Here is a 16,785-nt window from a genome sequence, read left to right on the forward strand (position 1 = left end):
AACGCCTGCCGTCGGACTGGTCAGCGACGCGGCGCAGGTATCCCGCGGTGACGGCCGCCGCGACGAGCTTGCTGGCGCGCGGCTGATCCACGGCCAGCGCGGCGGCCACGGTGGACACGGTCGGCTCTGCTGCCTCCCGCGCGGTGGGGGTGGTTCGCCGACAGCTGGCCGACGGCATCACCGAGACCGAATTCGCCACGCTCACCGGCACTCTCGCGCGAATGATCGCGAACCTCGAACAGCCGGTTGACCCGGTCCCAGCCTCGGCGCGTTGAACTTGCCGGCACCGACGCCCTCGCGCGTGGTGTGCGAGAACCTGAACGAGCCTGCTGATCGGCTCTCGGCCTCGACCGGCCGAACTCTCCGGTATCCAGACCCTCGTGCGTGGGTGCGAGCAGACGTCGAAATGTGAGCTAGGGCCTGTCTCGAAGCTCGAGCCGAGTCACCGCCCACGATCCCGTCGACCACCGCGCTGAGCGTTCACTCTCCCGCCGATCGGTCGCGATCGGGACCATCGGAGCGGCTAGTGAATGCTCAGCACAGTCGCCGGACTTCGAAACAGGCTCTAGCGGGCGCTGACTCACGACCTCGGCGTTGGCGAACATTCACGCTCACCGGCACTTCGCGCGACGGTTTCGCGGCGAGTTCAGTGGGCTGGCGCGGCCTAACCGGAGTTCGGGCCGACGACTTTCTTGATGCCGGACTGTTCGCGCAGACGCAAGCGAACCGCCGATACGGCCTCGCCCGAACGCAAGCGGGCGGCGCGGAGCAGCAGGTAGTCGCGCTCCGGCACGCTCGCTGTCTGTTTCGCGGCCAGCTGATACTGGGCGACGGCCGCGGCGTCATCGCCCGCCATCTCGTGCAGGTGCCCGCGGACCGCGGCGAGCCGGTGGGAGTGGGCCAGCGGCTCGGCGACGATGTCGACGACGGCGAGCCCGGCGGCCGGGCCGTGCACCATGGCCGTCGCCACGGCCCGGTTCAAGGTCACCATCGGGTTCGGGTTCGATCGCTCGATCATGGTGTAGAGCACCAGGATTCGGGGCCAATCGGTGTCCTCGACGTGGGTGGACTGTGCGTGTAGGCCCGCGATCGCGGCCTGGATCTGATACCTGCCGGTCAGGCCCGCGGGCATGGTCGCGGTGAGCAGGCGCAGGCCCTCGGTGATCTGGGCGCGGTCCCAGCGCGAGCGGTCCTGCTCATGCAGCGGGATCAGCTCGCCGTGCGGACCGGAGCGGGCCGCGCGGCGGGCGTCGGTGAGCAGCATCAGGGCGAGCAGGCCGGTGACCTCGGTGTTCGCGGGCAGCAGGGCGCGCAGCGCGCGGGTCAGCCGGATGGCCTCGGCGGAGAGGTCGGCGCGGCGCAGCCCGGCGCCGGAACTGCTGGTGTGGCCCTCGGTGAAGATCACGTACAGCACTTGCAGCACCGCACTCAGGCGTGCGCTGTCGTTCGCGCCGTCGGCGAACGGCCGCTCGGTCTCGGCGAGCCGCTTCTTGGCGCGGGAAATGCGTTGCGCCATGGTCGCTTCCGGGACGAGGAACGCGGCGGCGATCTCACCGGTGCTCAGGCCGCCGACCGCGCGCAGGGTCAGCGCGATCGCGCCCGCCGGCGGCAGATCGGGATGGCAGCACAGGAAATACATGTCGAGGGTGTCGTCGCGGCCGGTCGCCTCGACGGGGACATCGCGGACGAAAACCGTTGTCTCCCTGCGCCGCCGCGCGACCTCGGCGCGCACCGCGTCGGTCATCCGGCGCTGCGCCACCTGGATCAGCCAGCCGCGCGGATTCTCCGGCAGGCCGTCGGCACGCCACTGCGTCGCCGCCGCGAGCAGCGCGTCCTGCACGGCATCCTCGGCCAGATCGAAATCGCCGAACCGGCGGACGAGCACACCGAGGACCTGCGCGGCGAGTTCCCGCAGCAGGTCCTCGATGCGCGGATTTCCGGTCACTCGGCAGGGGCGCTCATGATCTGGCGCACCTCGATGTACTCGCCGAGCGGCTTGCCGCCGGGGCCGGGCGCGGCCGAGGCCTGGGCGGCGATCTCGATCGCGCGGTCGGGGGAGTCGACGTCGACGATCCAGTAGCCGGCCAGGAACTCCTTGGTCTCCGGGAACGGGCCGTCGGTCACGACCGGCGCCGAGTTGCCGTCGGAGCACACGACCAGCGCCTGCTCCGGACCGGCCAGGCCCTGGGCGTCGACGAGCTCGCCCGCGGCGGCGAGCTGTTCACCCAGCGCCCGCTGGAAATCGATGTGGGCGGCGATGTCCTCGGGCGCCCATTCCGGCAGCGGGGTGCTGCAGTACGCGGCATCGGAATAGGTCTTGACCAGCATGTACTTCATCGCAATGCTCCTGGTTTCGGTGGCGCCCTCCTGGCGCCCTCGAGACATGGTCGGAGCCGATGCACCTAGTTCGACACATCGGCTCCGCCAAATTATGTGAACTGGGTCACAGTGGAACGTCCGGATCTGCCAGCCGGTCCGGATCGACGGGCTTGCCCGCCAGGATCAGCTGCTTGATCCGCTCGGTCACGTCCCACACGTTGACGTTCATGCCCGCGCGCACCCGGTTCTGTGGGTCGAGCCAGAACGCGACGAACTCGCGCTCGGCCTGGTCACCGCGGACCACCACGCGCACATCGTCGTCACGGCCGACATAGCCCGTGTACTCCATGCCCACGTCGTACTGATCGCTGAAGAAGTACGGAAGCCGGTCGTAGGAGGCGGGTTTGCCCAGCATGGTCAGCGCGGCAACGGCGGGCTGGTTGAGCGCGGTGGCCCAGTGCTCGACACGCACGCGCCGGTTCAGCAGCGGATGGTCCTGCTCGGCGATGTCGCCGACCGCGACCACATCCGGGTCGCTCGTGCGCAGACCCGCGTCGACCAGCACGCCGCCGTCGGCCGCGAGTCCGGCCGCGAGCGCGGCCTCGATATTGGGCTGCGCGCCGACCGCGACCAGCACCGCCTCCGCGGGGATCACGGTGCCGTCGCCGAGCCGCACACCGGTGGCGTTGCCGTCGTCGGTCAGGATCATGTCGACCTTGGTGCCGGTGCGCAGGTCGACGCCGTGCGCGCGATGCAGCTCGGCGTAGAACGCGCCCATCTCCGGGCCGAGCGCGCCGATCAGGGGCAGCTCGGCCGCCTCCAGCACGGTGACCTCGACCTGTCTGGCCCGCGCCTGCGCCGCGACCTCGAGGCCGATCCAGCCGCCGCCGATGATCACCAGCTTCTGGTGCGTCCGCAGGATCTGGGCGAGCACATCCGAATCGCCGATCGTGCGCAAGGTGTACACATTCGGCGCGTCGGCGCCGGGAATGGGCAGCGTGCGCGGACGCGAACCGGTGGCCAGCGCCAGCTTGTCGTAGCTCAGGGTGGATTCGTCGGGCAGCGTCACCGTGTGGGCGCGCGGATCGAACGCCGTCGCCGTGGTGCCGAGCCGCAGGTCGATGTGATGATCGCGGTACCAGGAGCCCTGGTCGACGGTGAAATCGGGCAGCTGCTGGGTGCCCGCCAGATGCTGTTTGGACAGGGGCGGCCGCTCATAGGGCAGCTCCTCCTCGGCGGCCAGCACCGTCACCCGGCCGTCGAAGTCGTTGGCGCGCAGGGCCTCGGCGAGCTTGGCTGCACCGAGTCCGCCGCCGATGACGACGAAATGCTGATTCGAGCTCATGAAACGGACTCCTTCTCGCGGACGACCGGGACTCCTCGCCGTCGAGCCTAGTGCGCGAGATCACCGCAAGGGAACGATTCGGGGCGTGGCGCGGTTGCACCAACCGGCGGGGCGTTGCGACCTGCCCAACTGTGACCCGAGAGGAAAGCTCCGTGAGCGATCAAGCCACGAAGGACGTCGTCGATTTCTGGTTCGACCCGCTGTGCCCCTGGTGCTGGATCACGTCCCGCTGGATTCTGGAAGTGGAGCAGGTGCGCGACATCGAGGCGCGCTTCCACGTGATGAGCCTGTCGGTGCTCAACGAGGGCAAGGACGATCTGCCCGAACGCTACGTCGACCTGATGGCCGCCGGCTGGGGCCCGGTCCGGGTCGCGATCGCCGCCGCCGAGAAGGCCGGTGACGAGATCCTGGCGCCGCTCTACACCGCGCTGGGCACCCGCATCCACGAGCGCAGGGACGAATACGAGCGCGAGACCGCCCAGGAAACCTTCGCCGCCGTCGTCGCCGACGCCCTCGCCGAACTCGACCTGCCGGCCGAGCTCGCCGACGCCGCCACCAGCACCGAGTTCGACGAGGCGCTGCGGGAGAGCCACCACGCGGGGATGGACAAGGTCGGCCCCGATGTCGGCACCCCGACGATCCACGTCAACGGGGTCGCGTTCTTCGGGCCGGTGCTCTCGCGCATCCCGCGCGGCGAGGACGCGGGCCGCGTGTGGGACGGCGTGGTCGCGCTGGCCTCGTACCCGCACTTCTTCGAACTCAAGCGCACCCGCACCGAAGACCCGGTCTTCGGCTGAAACGAGCAGGTGGGGTGCCCGGCCGGCACCCCACCGGTCACACCGGCTTCGGCGGTAGCGCGGGTGGCGCCGCGTTGAGCGGATAGCCGCCCGGCGGCGGGATCATGCCGGGCTGCGGTGCGCTCGGACGCCAGAACATGGGGCCCGGCTTGCTCCGGTCGCGCAGTGCCCACATCCGCCAGGTCAGCACCGGATGGCTCGACATCGCGTTGACCAGCATCACGAAGCCGCCCTTCTCCTGCGCCGCCCGGTCGGCCATCTCGTCGAACCCGACATCGGTATTGAGGTACTTGCCTGCGGCGAGGGTGGCCATCGCGCCGGGCGCGCCCAGATGCCGGTTGCAGAAGCCGTGATTGTCGGCGGTGTACTCCTGCGCCCGGATCAGCGAGGACCCGAGCAGCGGCAGCCACGGCGCGACGAACATGCCGAGCTGACGCCAATACGACACGTGCCCGGCCGCGATATGGCCGACCTCGTGGCCGATGATGAACGCCAGCGCGTCGGGTTCGCGGGCGCCGCCGCCGATTTCGAACAGGTCGCTGTAGACCACGACGAACCGCCGGAACCCGTGCCCGGACGCGAACGCGTTGATCTGGCCGTTGCCGAGCACCACGAACGCGTCGGGAGCCTTGGCCATCCCGAATCGCGCCGCGGCCTCCTGCACCAACCGGTAGCCCTCGGAGAACTGCGTCGGCGACATCTTGACGCCGTTGATCCGCATCCGCGCGTAGTTCATGCCTCGGCCCGCCCACAGCAGCACCGGCGCGAACAACAGCAGCAGCACATACGGACTGGTCAGAATCGAACCGCTGACCTCTTCCCCGTGCTCGTCGACCACGGGGTCGGCCACCACCTCGACCAGCAGCATCAGCAGCGCGAGCAGATACGCGACCGAGGTGAGCATGATGACCACCACCAGCAGCGGGATCTCCCACGGATGCCGGGCAGGCATCCCGAACGGTGACAGGCCCCGCGGCTGGTACCGCGGCGGCAGCGGTGGGGGCGGATACGCGCCGGGGAACTGCTGGGCCTGCGGAAACGCTCCGCTCTGCGGTGCGGGAAACCCGCCGGTCTGCGCGCCCGGCTGCTGCCACGGCGACGGCGGTACGGCCCCCGGTTGGTCGGCGGACGGCCCTTGCTGCGCGGGTGGGGGACCTGCCGAAGGCGGAGAATGCGGTTCGTGCGGGTGCATGAAACGACTCTAAGCGGGCCTGACACAATCGCAGCCATGCGCGTTTACCTGGGTGCCGACCATGCCGGTTTCGAACTGAAGAATCACGTCAAGGCCCATCTGCAGGAGGCCGGACACGAGGTCGTCGACTGTGGCGCCCTCGAATACGACGCTCTCGACGACTACCCCGCCTTCTGCATCGAGGCGGCCCGCCGCACCGTCGCCGACCCGGGTTCGCTCGGCCTGGTCTTCGGTGGCAGCGGCAACGGCGAGCAGATCGCCGCCAACAAGGTCCCCGGCGCCCGCTGCGCCCTGGCCTGGAGCGTCGAAACCGCCAAGCTGGCCCGCGAACACAACAACGCCCAGCTGATCGGCATCGGCGGCCGCATGCACAGCACCGAGGAAGCACTGGCCATCGTCGACGCGTTCATCGCGCAGCCGTGGTCGGAAGAAGCCCGCCACCAGCGTCGCATCGACATCCTCGCCGACTACGAGAAGTCGGGCATTGCCCCCGAGGTCCCGGCTTACTGAGATAAGCAGATGAGTTTCGAGAAGGGTGTGTTTCTTGCCTGAGGGGCACACCCTTCATCGCGTTGCCCGCCTGCACCAGGAACGGTTTTCCGGTGGCGCTGTGCGGGTTTCGAGTCCGCAGGGGCGCTTCGCCGAGGGTGCGGCGCTGGTGGACGGGCGGATGCTGGAGCGGGCCGAGGCCGTCGGCAAGCATCTGCTGCACCACTACGAGTCCGGGCTGACCGTGCACGTGCATCTCGGGTTGTACGGCACGTTCAGCGAGGCCGAGCTGCCGATGGGTCCGCCCGTCGGGCAGGTGCGGATGCGGATGATCGGCGCGGCAACGGAGTTCGGGACCGATCTGCGCGGGCCGACCGCGTGCGAGGTGCTCAACCCCGCCGAGGTGGATGCCCTGGTGGCGCGACTCGGCGCCGACCCGCTGCGGCCCGATGCTGATCATGAACGAGCAGGTGCGCGAATCCGGCGCTCCCGCAGGGCGATCGGCGCGCTGCTGATGGATCAGGCGCTCATCGCCGGCGTCGGCAATGTCTACCGCGCGGAAGTGCTGTTCCGGCACGGCATCTCGCCGTTCCGGCCGGGCACTTCGGTGAGCGCCGCCGAATGGGACGCGCTGTGGGCCGATCTCGTCGACCTGATGCCGGTCGGCGTCGCCACCGGCCGGATGCACGTCGTGCGGCCCGAACACGACACCGGCGCACCGTCGTACGCCCAGGACCGGCCGCGCACCTATGTCTACCGCCGGCAGGGCGAACCGTGCCGGGTGTGCGCGACGCCGATCGCGCACAAGGTCATGGACGGGCGAAACCTGTTCTGGTGCCCCACCTGTCAACCACGCTGATTTGCAGCCCGTCCGGCCTGCGCGCGTATGCGACCATAGGCCGGTGACGCAACTCGGGGGAACGGCCGGAGCGGATTCGCGGCAGGTCGACGCGGAATATCATGGTGCCGAAGGTGATTCGCGTTATCCGTCACCGCGCAGGCTGCGCAACACGGTGGCCAACGTCGCCGACATCGTGCTCCCATACGGCGTGCTCATAGCCGCGTTCGTGGCCGTTGTGCTGCTCATCGGCAACGACTGGATCCTCGACATGGACGATCAGGCCCCGGTGATGCTCGTGGCCATGATCTTCCTGGTGGTCATGCTGGTGGCCAACGCCATTGTGCTTCCGGCCGTCTTCGGCGCGACCGTCGGTCAACTCTTGACCGGCCTGGTGTGGATTCGTGGCACCGACGGCATCAAGCCGAGCGCACGCGACATGGGGCGGGCAACCTTGCGGCACCGCACCGTTTTCCGGCTCGGCGGCGTCCAGCAATGCGCGCCACTGATCGTCGTGGTGCGTCGCTGCGACATCATCGCGAAACCGCCGGTCGGCGACGCAGGCTACATCGAACACTGAGTGGGGTTGAGCCGGACCGCGAAGTGCAGGCTTCGCGATCCGACTCAGCCCGCGACCGCGGTTCCCAGTTCCGGGTCGCCCGATTCGGCGAGCGCGAAACGCCGCCCGCCCGCGGATTTCGCCGAGTACATCGCGCGGTCGGCGCGACGCAGCAGATCGGTGAAATCGCACGTCTTTCCCGGCGCGCAGAACGCCGTGCCCACGCTCGCCGAGACCGGTACCGGCCCCGCGCTCGACCACACCGGGTCGCGCAGCGCCGCCACCACGCGGTGCGCCAGCTCGCCGAGGGTGTCGCGGCGCGGATTGGCCGCGACAACGAACTCGTCGCCGCCGTACCGGCAGATCACCGTGTCGGGCGGGCACACCTCGCGTAGCCGGTTGGCCAGTTCGACCAATACCTCGTCGCCGATCGCGTGTCCGTAGCCGTCGTTGATCTGCTTGAACCGATCCAGGTCGACCACCAGCACGCCGACGCCGCGGGTCGGGTCGGCCGCGAAGGCCCGTACTCGTTCCTGCAGCAGCGTGCGGTTGGCCAGATCGGTGAGCGCGTCGTGGGTTGCCTCGTGGCGCAAGCGGTGCTGCAGCGCGGCGATCTCCTGTACGCGCAGTGACACTTTCGCCGAGATGTTCTGTTCCTGCTGCGCGAGCGCGCGTTCCTGCAGCGCCTGCGCGTAGCTGTCGATGGCCTGGCTGGCGACCAGCGGCCAGCGGGTGGCCACCAGCGATCCCGGCACGCCGGAGGGGAAGCCGAGCAGCCAGCGGGTGGCATGCGCCAGCATCCTGGTGCGTTCGAACGGCGCCTCGGCCAGCCGGGCGCCGAGCATCCGCGCCTGTGGCACCGGGAACGGTTCGGTCCGAGCCAGATGCAGCAGCCGCTCGACGATCTCGACGAGCACCGGCTCCAGCTGGTGCGGCGCCGTGGACGATCCCGGTTCGGCGCACACCGCGCGGGCCCAGGCGCGGGCCATCGCGGCGACCGGTGGCTCGATGTGGACAGTCATCGATATCACCGGCGGAAGGTGGCGACGAGCTTGCCACCTCGATCGTTCGCACTGCTACGCGGTTGAGTCCACCGAGTTCGGTACACGCTCACCGCCCCCTTTCCAGATACCCCCGTCCGGCAAAAAGGATCCTAGCAAGCCACCCGAGACCTGAAAGCTGCGTAGTAGAACACGTTGCAGGTCTCTCGCGAATGGCGATCGGGTATGACATCGCTGCAGGCGCTCGGGTGTTACACACTTCCCGAAAAAACTTTGGGAGCACCGAAACGTGCAGCGTGTTGCCCATCTCGAGGTGGTGGGCGTTGGGTCGCCAATGGGTTCCTCCTGGCAAAGGGGCGAGTCGTGACACAGCGGCCGAGTGACCACGACTCCCCCCGACAAGGAGCCGTCACGCGCCATCTCATGGTGGCCTACTCGCCGCCCACATGCCGGGTTTTTAAGGAAAATTCTCCTATTTAATCCCCCGGTGGAGCAGGCGCCGGTCCCCATAGGCGCGCATCAACAATGGTGTCGGTCGGAGGGTTTCCGTGGATAGGGTCGTTAGGCCCTAATCGGGCACTGCGCCGGCGGGTGACGACACCGCGTGGGAGGGCGCGTCGCCGTGCCCGCCAGGGGGCGGATTGGCATTTGTCGCGCGGGATTCGGTACAGTCGTGGCGCACACGACATCGTGGCGATCCCATCGATGTCGTATGCCTGCGGGTGTAGTTCAATGGTAGAACCTCAGCCTTCCAAGCTGATGGTGCGGGTTCGATTCCCGTCACCCGCTCAAACATGAATTCCCTCGACGGCGTCGCAGCCTGCGAGGCCTCGGGGTGTAGCGCAGCTTGGTAGCGCATCCGCTTTGGGAGCGGAGGGTCGCAGGTTCAAATCCTGTCACCCCGACCATCACCATTTCGCCCAGTTGCAGGGTTGTGCCGGCGCGGTAGGAGTACTCATGTCCACGGAACGCAGGGTCGCCATCGTCACCGGTGCCGCACGGGGTATCGGCGCCGCCGTCGCGGTCAAGCTCGCCGCCGACGGATATGCCGTCGCCGTCCTCGATCTCGACGCCACCGCCTGCGCCGACACCGTCGCCGCCATCGAGACCGCCGGGGGCAGTGCCCTCGCGGTGGGCGCCGATGTCTCCGACGAAGCCGCTGTCGCCGCCGCGGGCGAGCGGATCGCCACCGAGCTCGGCGCGCCGACGGTCCTGGTCAACAACGCGGGCGTGCTGCGCGACAACCTGCTGTTCAAGATGTCGGTGGACGACTGGGACACCGTCATGAACGTGCACCTGCGCGGTGCCTTCCTGATGACCCGCGCGGTGCAGAAGTACATGGTGGAGGCCAAGTTCGGGCGCATCGTGAACCTGTCGAGCACCTCCGCGCTCGGCAATCGCGGTCAGGCCAACTACTCCGCGGCCAAGGCGGGCATGCAGGGCTTCACCAAGACGCTGGCCTTCGAGCTGGGCAAGTTCGGTGTCACCGCCAACGCGATCGCGCCCGGTTTCATCGAGACCGAGATGACCGCGGCCACCGCGGCCCGCGTCGGTGTCGACTTCGAGGCGTTCAAGCAGGCCGCCGCGGCGCAGATCCCGGTCAACCGGACCGGCAAGCCCGAGGACATCGCCAATACCGCGTCGTTCTTCGCGAGCGAGGGCGCCGGGTTCGTGTCCGGTCAGGTCATCTACGTCGCGGGCGGACCGAAGGACTGACCCGCGGGCCCGTTGCGCGCGAAGAACTCTCGCGTCAGGCGCAGCGGAAGCGGAACTCCGTGCCGACCTTGGTGCCCCTGGCGACCTCGAGCCGGACCGGTTCCACGTCGGCCAGTGCGCAGCCGCCGGGAACGGTGATCACCTTCGCCTCGTAGCAACCGTCGGGCAGAGCCACCGTGGCGCGTCCGTCGGCGCCGCTGGTCAGGGTCGTGACGACCTTGCTCTCGCCGCAGCGGGTCAGCGTGATCTCGGCGCGGTTGACGGGGATCGGTTCCCGGCCGGTGATGGCCCGGACGGTCAGCGTCCCCGCGGCACTCGTGCCGGGCGGCGCGGGATCGGCGGCCGCGAGTCCGGCGCCGACCAGTGGGCAGAGCACGGACAGTGCGAGCAATGTTCGGCGCATGAACCTCTCCTCGGCAGTGAGTCGGGTCGTCCGCCGCTGATGGTAAGCCCGACTCGCCACGTCGTGGCCGACCGGTGCGGGATGTCGAGTTGACGATTCGGCGACGATGGCGCGGTGCCCCGGCGCCGAGCGTTCGGTGTGCCACGATCGATCGGTGACCTACGTCGCCGATCCGCGCATCGACGCCTACATCGACGCGCTCCCCACCTGGCAACAGGCGATCTGCCGCCAGGTGCGCGAACTCGTCCACGCCGCCGACCCGGACGTGGTCGAGATCGTGAAACGGCGCGTCCAGCCCTATTTCGTCCTCGACGGCAATATCTGCGCCCTCCTGGCCGCCAAGACGCACATCAATATTTTCCTCTACGACGGCGCCATCGTGCCCGATCCCGAACAGATCATCACCGGCGGCCACGACAACAAGACCGCCCGCACCGTCGCCGTCTACGAAGGTCAGACCCTCAACGAACGAGCGCTCGGCACGATGCTGAAACAGATCATCGCCGACAACCGCGCGGGCGGCTGGCGCAAGATCAAGAAGGACCGCGGCGAGGCCTAGCCCGCGGGGGTGATGCCCGCGCGTTCGGCCCAGATCTGCTCGGCGGGAACGGAGATCGTGGTCAACTCGGGGTAGCGCACGGCCGAGAGGCTGCCGCCGAAGACGGCGCCGGTGTCCAGGCACAGGGTGTTGTTGACCCAGGTCAGCTTGGTGACGGGGGTGTGGCCGTAGAGGACGGTGGCGGTGCCGCGGTAGTCCTTGGCCCAGTCGTAGCGGATGGGCAGGCCGTACTCGTCGTAGTCGCCGGTGGGGGAGCCGTAGAGGGCGAACGAGCGGGCCCGGCCGGAGGTGCTGCCGTGCAGGCTTTCCGGCAGGCCGGCGTGCGCGACGACCAGCTTGCCGTGATCGAGCAGGTAGTGGCTGGGCAGCTCGCGCAGGAAAGTGTGCGCGGCGGTGCGGAATTCGAGTTCCTCGTCGGCGAGCTGGGCCAGCGAGCGTTCCAGGCCGTGCGCGATCCGGACATTGCGGCCGTCGAGGGCGCGCACCAGTTTGTAGTCGTGATTGCCGGTGACGCACAGGGCGGTGCGCGCGGCGACCATGCCCATCGCCAGGCGCAGCACGCCGGGGGTGTCGGGGCCGCGGTCGACGAGATCGCCGACGAAGACCACGGTGCGCCCGTCCGGATGGGCCGCGCCGATCGCCCGGCCCCGCTCGTCGCGGTCGATCAGGTAGCCGAGTTCGCCGAGCAGGGTCTCCAGCTCGCCGCGGCAGCCGTGGACGTCGCCGATCACGTCGAACGGTCCGGTGAGGTCGCGGCGGTCGCGGGGCAGGGTGTGGTCGGTGCGGTGGGGCTCGGTCATCGCCTCCATGGTCGTGCAGGCGCGGCCCTGGCCGCAAGCGCGTTACGTCACAGTGGGGATGGCGGCGTCGGGCCAGACCCAGTTCGCGACGACCGGGATGTCCTCGCCGTGCTCCCTGGTCCAGCGACGCGCGGTCGACCTCGCGTCGACCATCTCCTGGCGCAGCCCTGCCGCCCGCTCGCGCAGGCCGGGGACCCGGTCGATCACGTCGAGCACCAGGTGGAAGCGGTCGAGGTCGTTGAGCATGACCATGTCGAACGGGGTGGTGGTCGTGCCCTTCTCCTTATATCCGCGCACGTGCAGGTTGGCGTGATTGGTGCGGCGGTAGGTGAGCCGGTGCACCAGCCACGGGTAGCCGTGGAAGGCGAAGATCACCGGGCGGTCGGTGGTGAACAGCGCGTCGAACTCGGGATCGGGCAGGCCGTGCGGATGCTCGTCGGCGGGCAGCATGCGCATCAGATCGACGACATTGACCACCCGGATCCGCAGGTCGGGCAGCCGATCACGCAGGATCGCCGCGGCGGCCAGGGTTTCCAGCGTGGGGATGTCGCCCGCGCAGCCGAGCACCACATCGGGCGTGGCGCCCAGCTCGTCGTTGTGGCAAGCCCACTCCCAGATGCCGAGCCCGCGCGCGCAGTGCACGGCCGCCTCGGACACCGAAAGCCAGTCGGGCCCGGGCTGTTTGCCCGCGACGACGACATTCGCGTAGTGCAGCGAGCGCAGGCAGTGGTCGTAGGTGGACAGCAGGGTATTGGCGTCCGGCGGCAGATACACCCGCACGATCTCGGGACTCTTGTTCGCCACGACATCGAGGAATCCCGGGTCCTGATGGGTGAATCCGTTGTGGTCCTGGCGCCACACATGCGAGGTGAGCAGGTAGTTCAGGCTGGGGATCTTGCGCCGCCACGGCACCGCCAGGCTGGCGTCGAGCCATTTGGCGTGCTGGTTGAACATGGCGTCGACGATGTGGATGAACGCCTCGTAGCAGGTGAACACACCGTGGCGGCCGGTCAGCAGGTAGCCCTCCAGCAGGCCCTGGCACATGTGCTCGGAGAGCACTTCGACGGCACGGCCGGTCGGTGACAGGTCGACGTCCCAGCGGCCGACCTCGGCCTGCCAGTCCCGGCCGGTCACCTCGAGGATGTCCTGCAACCGGTTGCTGACCAGTTCGTCGGGGGCGAGGTTGAGGAAATTGTGCGGATTGCGCGCGGTGACATCGCGCAGCCAGCCGCCGAGCACCCTGGTCGCCTCGTGTTGCCCCGCACCGGGCTGTTCGACCTCGACGCCGTAGCCACGCCAGTCGGGCAGGTCCAGGTCACGCACCAGCAGGCCACCGTTGGCTACCGGATTGAGACTCATCGGCCGGTCCGGGATCTGCTCGAGCAGGGCGGGTACCGGCGTGCCGTCCTCGTCGAACAGCTCGTCGGGCCGATACGACCGCAGCCACTGTTCCAGCACGCGCCGATGCCGCGGGTTGGTGCGGGCCGCGGGCAGCGGCACCTGATGAGCGCGGAAGGTGCCCTCGACCCGCTCGCCGTCGACCACCGGGGGACAGGTCCAGCCCTTCGGCGTGTGCAGCACGATCATCGGCCAGCGCGGCCGGGTGCTGACGCTGTCGTCGCGGGCCGCGCGCTGGAATCCGGCGATCAGGTCGAGGCAGGTGTCCATCGCGGCGGCCATCGCCTGGTGCACCGGCGCCGGATCGTCGCCGGAGACGATGATCGGCTCGTAGCCGTATCCGCGCAGCAGCGCGACCAGTTCCGCCTCGGGGATGCGGGCGAAGATCGTCGGGTTGGCGATCTTGTACTCGTTGAGCGCCAGGATCGGCAGCACCGCGCCGTCGCGGCCCGCGTTGAGGAACTTGTTCGCGTGCCAGCTGCCGGCGAGCGGACCGGTCTCGGCCTCGCCGTCGCCGATCACGCAGAACACCGTCAGATCGGGATGGTCGAGCGCGGCGCCGTAGGCGTGCAGCAGGCTGTAGCCGAGTTCGCCGCCCTCGTGGAACGAGCCGGGCGTCTCCGGCGCGCAGTGGCTCGGGACGCCGCCGGGGAAGGAGAACTGGTGGAACAGCCTGCGCATGCCGTCGCCGTCGCGCGGAATATCGGGGTAGAGCTCGGCATAGGCGCCCTCCAGCCAGGCGCAGGCGTTGGGGCCCGGTCCGCCGTGGCCGGGGCCCGCCACGTAGACGGCGTTCAGGTCGCGTTCCCTGATCACCCGATTCGCGTGCGCCCACACCAGATTCAGGCCAGGCACCGTGCCGAAATGGCCGAGCAGACGCGGCTTGATGTCCTCGGGGCGCAGCGGCTCGCGCAGCAGCGCGTTGCGCATCAGATAGATCTGACCGACCGCCAGATAGTTCGACGCCCGCCACCAGGTGTCCACCGCGACGAGCTCGTCGCGGGTCAGCGGGCCGGGGGCGTCGGTGAGGACATAGGGCTTCGGGGCGATGGTCTCGCCGTCGCCGTCGCCGTCGCCGTCGCCCACGTTGTCGGCGGCGGTGTCGCGCTCGATATCGCTGGTCCGGGTCATCGCGGACTCTCCTCGCACTCGACTGAGCTGCGGCGCCGGGCGCCTCTGGACCTGTCCGTTGCGCCGATTCGGCACTCGGCGACACACCGGTGGAGAAACGCACCGCCGAGCCTACCGCCGTGCCGGTACCCGGGCCCGGAGCAGCGGTCTATTACTGTGCGGGCCATGCATTCTCTCGGCAGGATCATCGGCATCGGACTCGTCGCGGCCGCCGCGATCGCGACAGCGGCGTGCGGCTCGGACACGGAGTCGTCCGGCACGACGTCGACCACCAGCGCCGCCGCGGGCGCGCCGACGGCGAGCAAGGGCCGCGAGTGCACCGCCGACGACGTGCAGGTCAGCGGTGGCTACGGCGACGCACCGGAGATCACCATCCCCGACTCGTGTGACCCGCCCAAGACGCTGATCGTCAAGGACCTGGTCGCGGGCAACGGGCCCGGCGCCGTCGCGGGTCAGCCGCTGACCATGAACTACGCGCTGGTCACCTGGTCGGACAAGCAGACCCTCGACAGCTCCTTCAAGCGCGGCAAGCCGTTCCAACTGACCCTCGGCGCGGGCCAGGTCATCGAGGGCTGGGACCAGGGTCTGCTCGGGGTCCAGCAGGGCGCGCGCAGGCTGCTGATCGTGCCGCCGGACCTCGGCTACGGCGACGGCGGCAACGGCGTCGCGCCGAACGAGACGCTGGTCTTCGTCACCGACGCGGTGCAGGTCGGCCGCTAGCCGCCGCCCAAACAACTGCCGATTGCACGGCCGCGAAGCCGGTCAACTACCCTGGTCGGGATGCGTACGCCGCCCCAGGGCGCGACGCCCCATGCGGGGACACCACATGAACTACGAACCAAGGAGCATGTCCGTGAAGAGCACCGTCGAGCAGCTGAGCCCGACCCGGGTCCGGATCAACGTCGAGGTGCCCTTCGAGGAGCTGAAGCCCGACTTCGACAAGGCGTACAAGGCGCTGGCCCAGCAGGTCCGCATCCCCGGCTTCCGTCCGGGTAAGGCTCCGGCCAAGCTGATCGAGACCCGCGTCGGCCGTGGCGCCGTGCTGGAGCAGGTCGTCAACGACGCGCTGCCGGGCCGCTACGCCGAGGCCGTGCAGGCCGCCGAGGTGAAGGTCATCGGCCAGCCCGAGATCGAGATCACCAAGATCGAGGACGGCGAAGAGCTGGCGTTCACCGCCGAGGTCGACGTGCGCCCCGAGATCGCGCTGCCGGACTACTCGGGCCTCGAGGTCACCGTCGACTCCTTCACCATCGAGGACGCCGACATCGAGCAGCAGCTCACCTCGCTGCGCCAGCGCTTCGGCACCCTCACCGGTGTCGAGCGCGCCGTGCAGGACGGCGACTTCGTCTCGATCGACCTCTCGGCCACCGTCGACGGCGAGGACGTCCCCGAGGCGGCCACCACCGGTCTGTCGCACGAGGTCGGTTCGGGTCAGCTGATCGAGGGCCTGGACGAGGCCGTCACCGGTCTGCAGGCCGGCGAGTCGAAGGAGTTCACCTCCACCCTGGTCGCCGGCGAGCACGCCGGTAAGGAAGCCGTCATCACCGTCACCGTGCAGTCGGTGAAGGAGCGCGAGCTGCCCGAGGCCGACGACGAGTTCGCCCAGCTGGCCAGCGAATTCGACACCATCGACGAGCTCAAGGAAGACCTGAAGGGTCGCGTCGAGCGCGTCAAGAAGGTCGAGCAGGCCGGTCAGATCCGCGACAAGGTGCTCGACACCCTGCTCGAGACCGTCGAGGTCCCGCTGCCCGAGGCCGTCGTCAAGGCCGAGGTCGACGCGGTGATCCACGACGCCGTCCACGGCTTCGACCACGACGAGGCCAAGCTGGCCGAGGCGCTCGAGGCGCAGGGCTCCTCCCGCGAGGAGTTCGACAAGGACACCCAGGAAGCCGCCGAGAAGTCGGTCAAGACCCAGCTGCTGCTCGACGCCATCGCCGAGGCCGAGAACACCCAGGTCGGTCAGCAGGAGCTCACCGAGCGAATCCTGTTCCAGGCCCAGCGCTACGGCATGTCGCCGGAGCAGTTCATCCAGCAGGTGCAGCAGGCCGGTCAGCTGGGCGCGGTGTTCGCCGACGTCCGTCGCGGCAAGGCGCTGGCCGGTGTCGTCGGCCAGGTGAAGGTCACCGACTCCGAGGGCAACGTGGTCGACACCGCCGAAATGTTCGGTGAGCCCGCGGATTCCGCCGAGACCGAGCAGGTCGAGGCAGCCGCCGACTAGGTTTTGTGATGCCGGTGTGA

18 protein-coding genes and 2 tRNA genes are annotated in these 16,785 nt (G+C 69.2%); 11 read left to right on the forward strand and 9 right to left on the reverse strand.

Annotated features, from left to right (window positions below; translation table 11 throughout):
• Positions 1–178, reverse strand: a 178-nt coding sequence (locus ACFWPJ_RS07755; RefSeq protein WP_378848571.1) for a MarR family transcriptional regulator, incomplete at its 3' end; no start/stop codon positions are given.
• Between ACFWPJ_RS07755 and ACFWPJ_RS07760 the strand changes: the two genes are divergently transcribed.
• Complete coding sequence (locus ACFWPJ_RS07760; RefSeq protein ID WP_378848574.1) at positions 150–275, forward strand: hypothetical protein; 126 nt, start codon at positions 150–152, stop codon at positions 273–275. The two genes, ACFWPJ_RS07755 and ACFWPJ_RS07760, sit on opposite strands and share 29 nt — an antisense overlap.
• A 389-nt stretch (positions 276–664) precedes the next feature.
• Here the strand turns inward: ACFWPJ_RS07760 and ACFWPJ_RS07765 are convergent, their stop codons facing one another.
• From ACFWPJ_RS07765 to ACFWPJ_RS07775, 3 genes are all read right to left on the reverse strand, one after another.
• Positions 665–1,945, reverse strand: a complete 1,281-nt coding sequence (locus ACFWPJ_RS07765) for an RNA polymerase sigma factor (RefSeq protein ID WP_378848535.1) — start codon at positions 1,943–1,945, stop codon at positions 665–667.
• Positions 1,942–2,337 carry a YciI family protein gene (locus ACFWPJ_RS07770; RefSeq protein ID WP_378848538.1) on the reverse strand — a complete coding sequence of 132 codons (396 nt, stop codon included), beginning with the start codon at positions 2,335–2,337 and terminating at the stop codon, positions 1,942–1,944. The genes ACFWPJ_RS07765 and ACFWPJ_RS07770 overlap by 4 nt, the downstream gene beginning before the upstream one ends.
• Before the next feature lie 106 nt (positions 2,338–2,443).
• Complete coding sequence (locus tag ACFWPJ_RS07775; RefSeq protein WP_378848540.1) at positions 2,444–3,664, reverse strand: NAD(P)/FAD-dependent oxidoreductase; 1,221 nt, start codon at positions 3,662–3,664, stop codon at positions 2,444–2,446.
• A gap of 152 nt (positions 3,665–3,816) precedes the next feature.
• Here ACFWPJ_RS07775 and ACFWPJ_RS07780 point away from each other — a divergent pair, with 152 nt between their 5' ends.
• Complete coding sequence (locus ACFWPJ_RS07780; protein ID WP_378848541.1) at positions 3,817–4,461, forward strand: DsbA family protein; 645 nt, start codon at positions 3,817–3,819, stop codon at positions 4,459–4,461.
• Between the two features lie 37 nt (positions 4,462–4,498).
• On the opposite strand, the gene ACFWPJ_RS07785 is transcribed toward ACFWPJ_RS07780, so the two are convergent.
• Positions 4,499–5,653: a M48 family metallopeptidase gene (locus tag ACFWPJ_RS07785; protein ID WP_378848544.1), complete on the reverse strand. Its 1,155-nt coding sequence runs from the start codon at positions 5,651–5,653 to the stop codon at positions 4,499–4,501.
• 36 nt (positions 5,654–5,689) lie between these two features.
• On the opposite strand from ACFWPJ_RS07785, the gene ACFWPJ_RS07790 reads away from it, so the two are divergent.
• From ACFWPJ_RS07790 to ACFWPJ_RS07800, 3 genes are all read left to right on the forward strand, one after another.
• Positions 5,690–6,163, forward strand: coding sequence for a ribose-5-phosphate isomerase (locus ACFWPJ_RS07790; protein ID WP_378848546.1), 474 nt, complete (start codon positions 5,690–5,692; stop codon positions 6,161–6,163).
• Positions 6,164–6,197: 34 nt separating this feature from the next.
• On the forward strand, positions 6,198–7,001 hold the full coding sequence (locus ACFWPJ_RS07795) for an Fpg/Nei family DNA glycosylase (protein WP_378848548.1): 804 nt from the start codon (positions 6,198–6,200) through the stop codon (positions 6,999–7,001).
• A gap of 154 nt (positions 7,002–7,155) precedes the next feature.
• Positions 7,156–7,560, forward strand: a complete 405-nt coding sequence (locus tag ACFWPJ_RS07800) for a hypothetical protein (RefSeq protein WP_378848551.1) — start codon at positions 7,156–7,158, stop codon at positions 7,558–7,560.
• A gap of 44 nt (positions 7,561–7,604) precedes the next feature.
• Here ACFWPJ_RS07800 and ACFWPJ_RS07805 read toward each other — a convergent pair whose 3' ends face one another.
• Positions 7,605–8,561 (reverse strand): GGDEF domain-containing protein, encoded by a 957-nt coding sequence (locus tag ACFWPJ_RS07805; RefSeq protein WP_110039617.1) that lies wholly within the window; start codon positions 8,559–8,561, stop codon positions 7,605–7,607.
• 697 nt (positions 8,562–9,258) lie between these two features.
• Between ACFWPJ_RS07805 and ACFWPJ_RS07810 the strand changes: the two genes are divergently transcribed.
• The 3 genes from ACFWPJ_RS07810 (at position 9,259) to fabG (ending at position 10,256) form a co-directional block, all read left to right on the forward strand.
• A tRNA-Gly gene (locus ACFWPJ_RS07810) sits at positions 9,259–9,329 on the forward strand.
• A gap of 42 nt (positions 9,330–9,371) precedes the next feature.
• Positions 9,372–9,448: transfer RNA gene (locus ACFWPJ_RS07815), tRNA-Pro, on the forward strand.
• 49 nt (positions 9,449–9,497) lie between these two features.
• A complete protein-coding gene (gene fabG / locus ACFWPJ_RS07820) occupies positions 9,498–10,256 on the forward strand; it encodes a 3-oxoacyl-ACP reductase FabG (protein ID WP_378848554.1) in 759 nt (252 codons plus the stop codon).
• Between the two features lie 34 nt (positions 10,257–10,290).
• On the opposite strand, the gene ACFWPJ_RS07825 is transcribed toward fabG, so the two are convergent.
• Positions 10,291–10,659 carry a hypothetical protein gene (locus tag ACFWPJ_RS07825; protein ID WP_378848557.1) on the reverse strand — a complete coding sequence of 123 codons (369 nt, stop codon included), beginning with the start codon at positions 10,657–10,659 and terminating at the stop codon, positions 10,291–10,293.
• A 154-nt stretch (positions 10,660–10,813) separates the two neighbouring features.
• Here ACFWPJ_RS07825 and ACFWPJ_RS07830 point away from each other — a divergent pair, with 154 nt between their 5' ends.
• Positions 10,814–11,218 carry a DUF1801 domain-containing protein gene (locus tag ACFWPJ_RS07830; protein ID WP_378848559.1) on the forward strand — a complete coding sequence of 135 codons (405 nt, stop codon included), beginning with the start codon at positions 10,814–10,816 and terminating at the stop codon, positions 11,216–11,218.
• Here the strand turns inward: ACFWPJ_RS07830 and ACFWPJ_RS07835 are convergent.
• Both ACFWPJ_RS07835 and ACFWPJ_RS07840 read right to left on the reverse strand, forming a co-directional pair.
• Positions 11,215–12,018, reverse strand: a complete 804-nt coding sequence (locus ACFWPJ_RS07835; protein WP_378848562.1) for a metallophosphoesterase — start codon at positions 12,016–12,018, stop codon at positions 11,215–11,217. The genes ACFWPJ_RS07830 and ACFWPJ_RS07835 overlap by 4 nt on opposite strands.
• A gap of 42 nt (positions 12,019–12,060) precedes the next feature.
• Positions 12,061–14,547 carry a phosphoketolase gene (locus ACFWPJ_RS07840; protein ID WP_378848563.1) on the reverse strand — a complete coding sequence of 829 codons (2,487 nt, stop codon included), beginning with the start codon at positions 14,545–14,547 and terminating at the stop codon, positions 12,061–12,063.
• A 165-nt stretch (positions 14,548–14,712) separates the two neighbouring features.
• Between ACFWPJ_RS07840 and ACFWPJ_RS07845 the strand changes: the two genes are divergently transcribed.
• Both ACFWPJ_RS07845 and tig read left to right on the forward strand, forming a co-directional pair.
• Positions 14,713–15,267, forward strand: a complete 555-nt coding sequence (locus ACFWPJ_RS07845) for an FKBP-type peptidyl-prolyl cis-trans isomerase (RefSeq protein ID WP_378848566.1) — start codon at positions 14,713–14,715, stop codon at positions 15,265–15,267.
• A gap of 133 nt (positions 15,268–15,400) precedes the next feature.
• Positions 15,401–16,765 (forward strand): trigger factor, encoded by a 1,365-nt coding sequence (tig, locus tag ACFWPJ_RS07850; RefSeq protein ID WP_378848568.1) that lies wholly within the window; start codon positions 15,401–15,403, stop codon positions 16,763–16,765.
• Positions 16,766–16,785 lie beyond the last annotated feature (20 nt).

This window comes from Nocardia sp. NPDC058497 (assembly GCF_042720195.1).
GTDB lineage: Bacteria > Actinomycetota > Actinomycetes > Mycobacteriales > Mycobacteriaceae > Nocardia.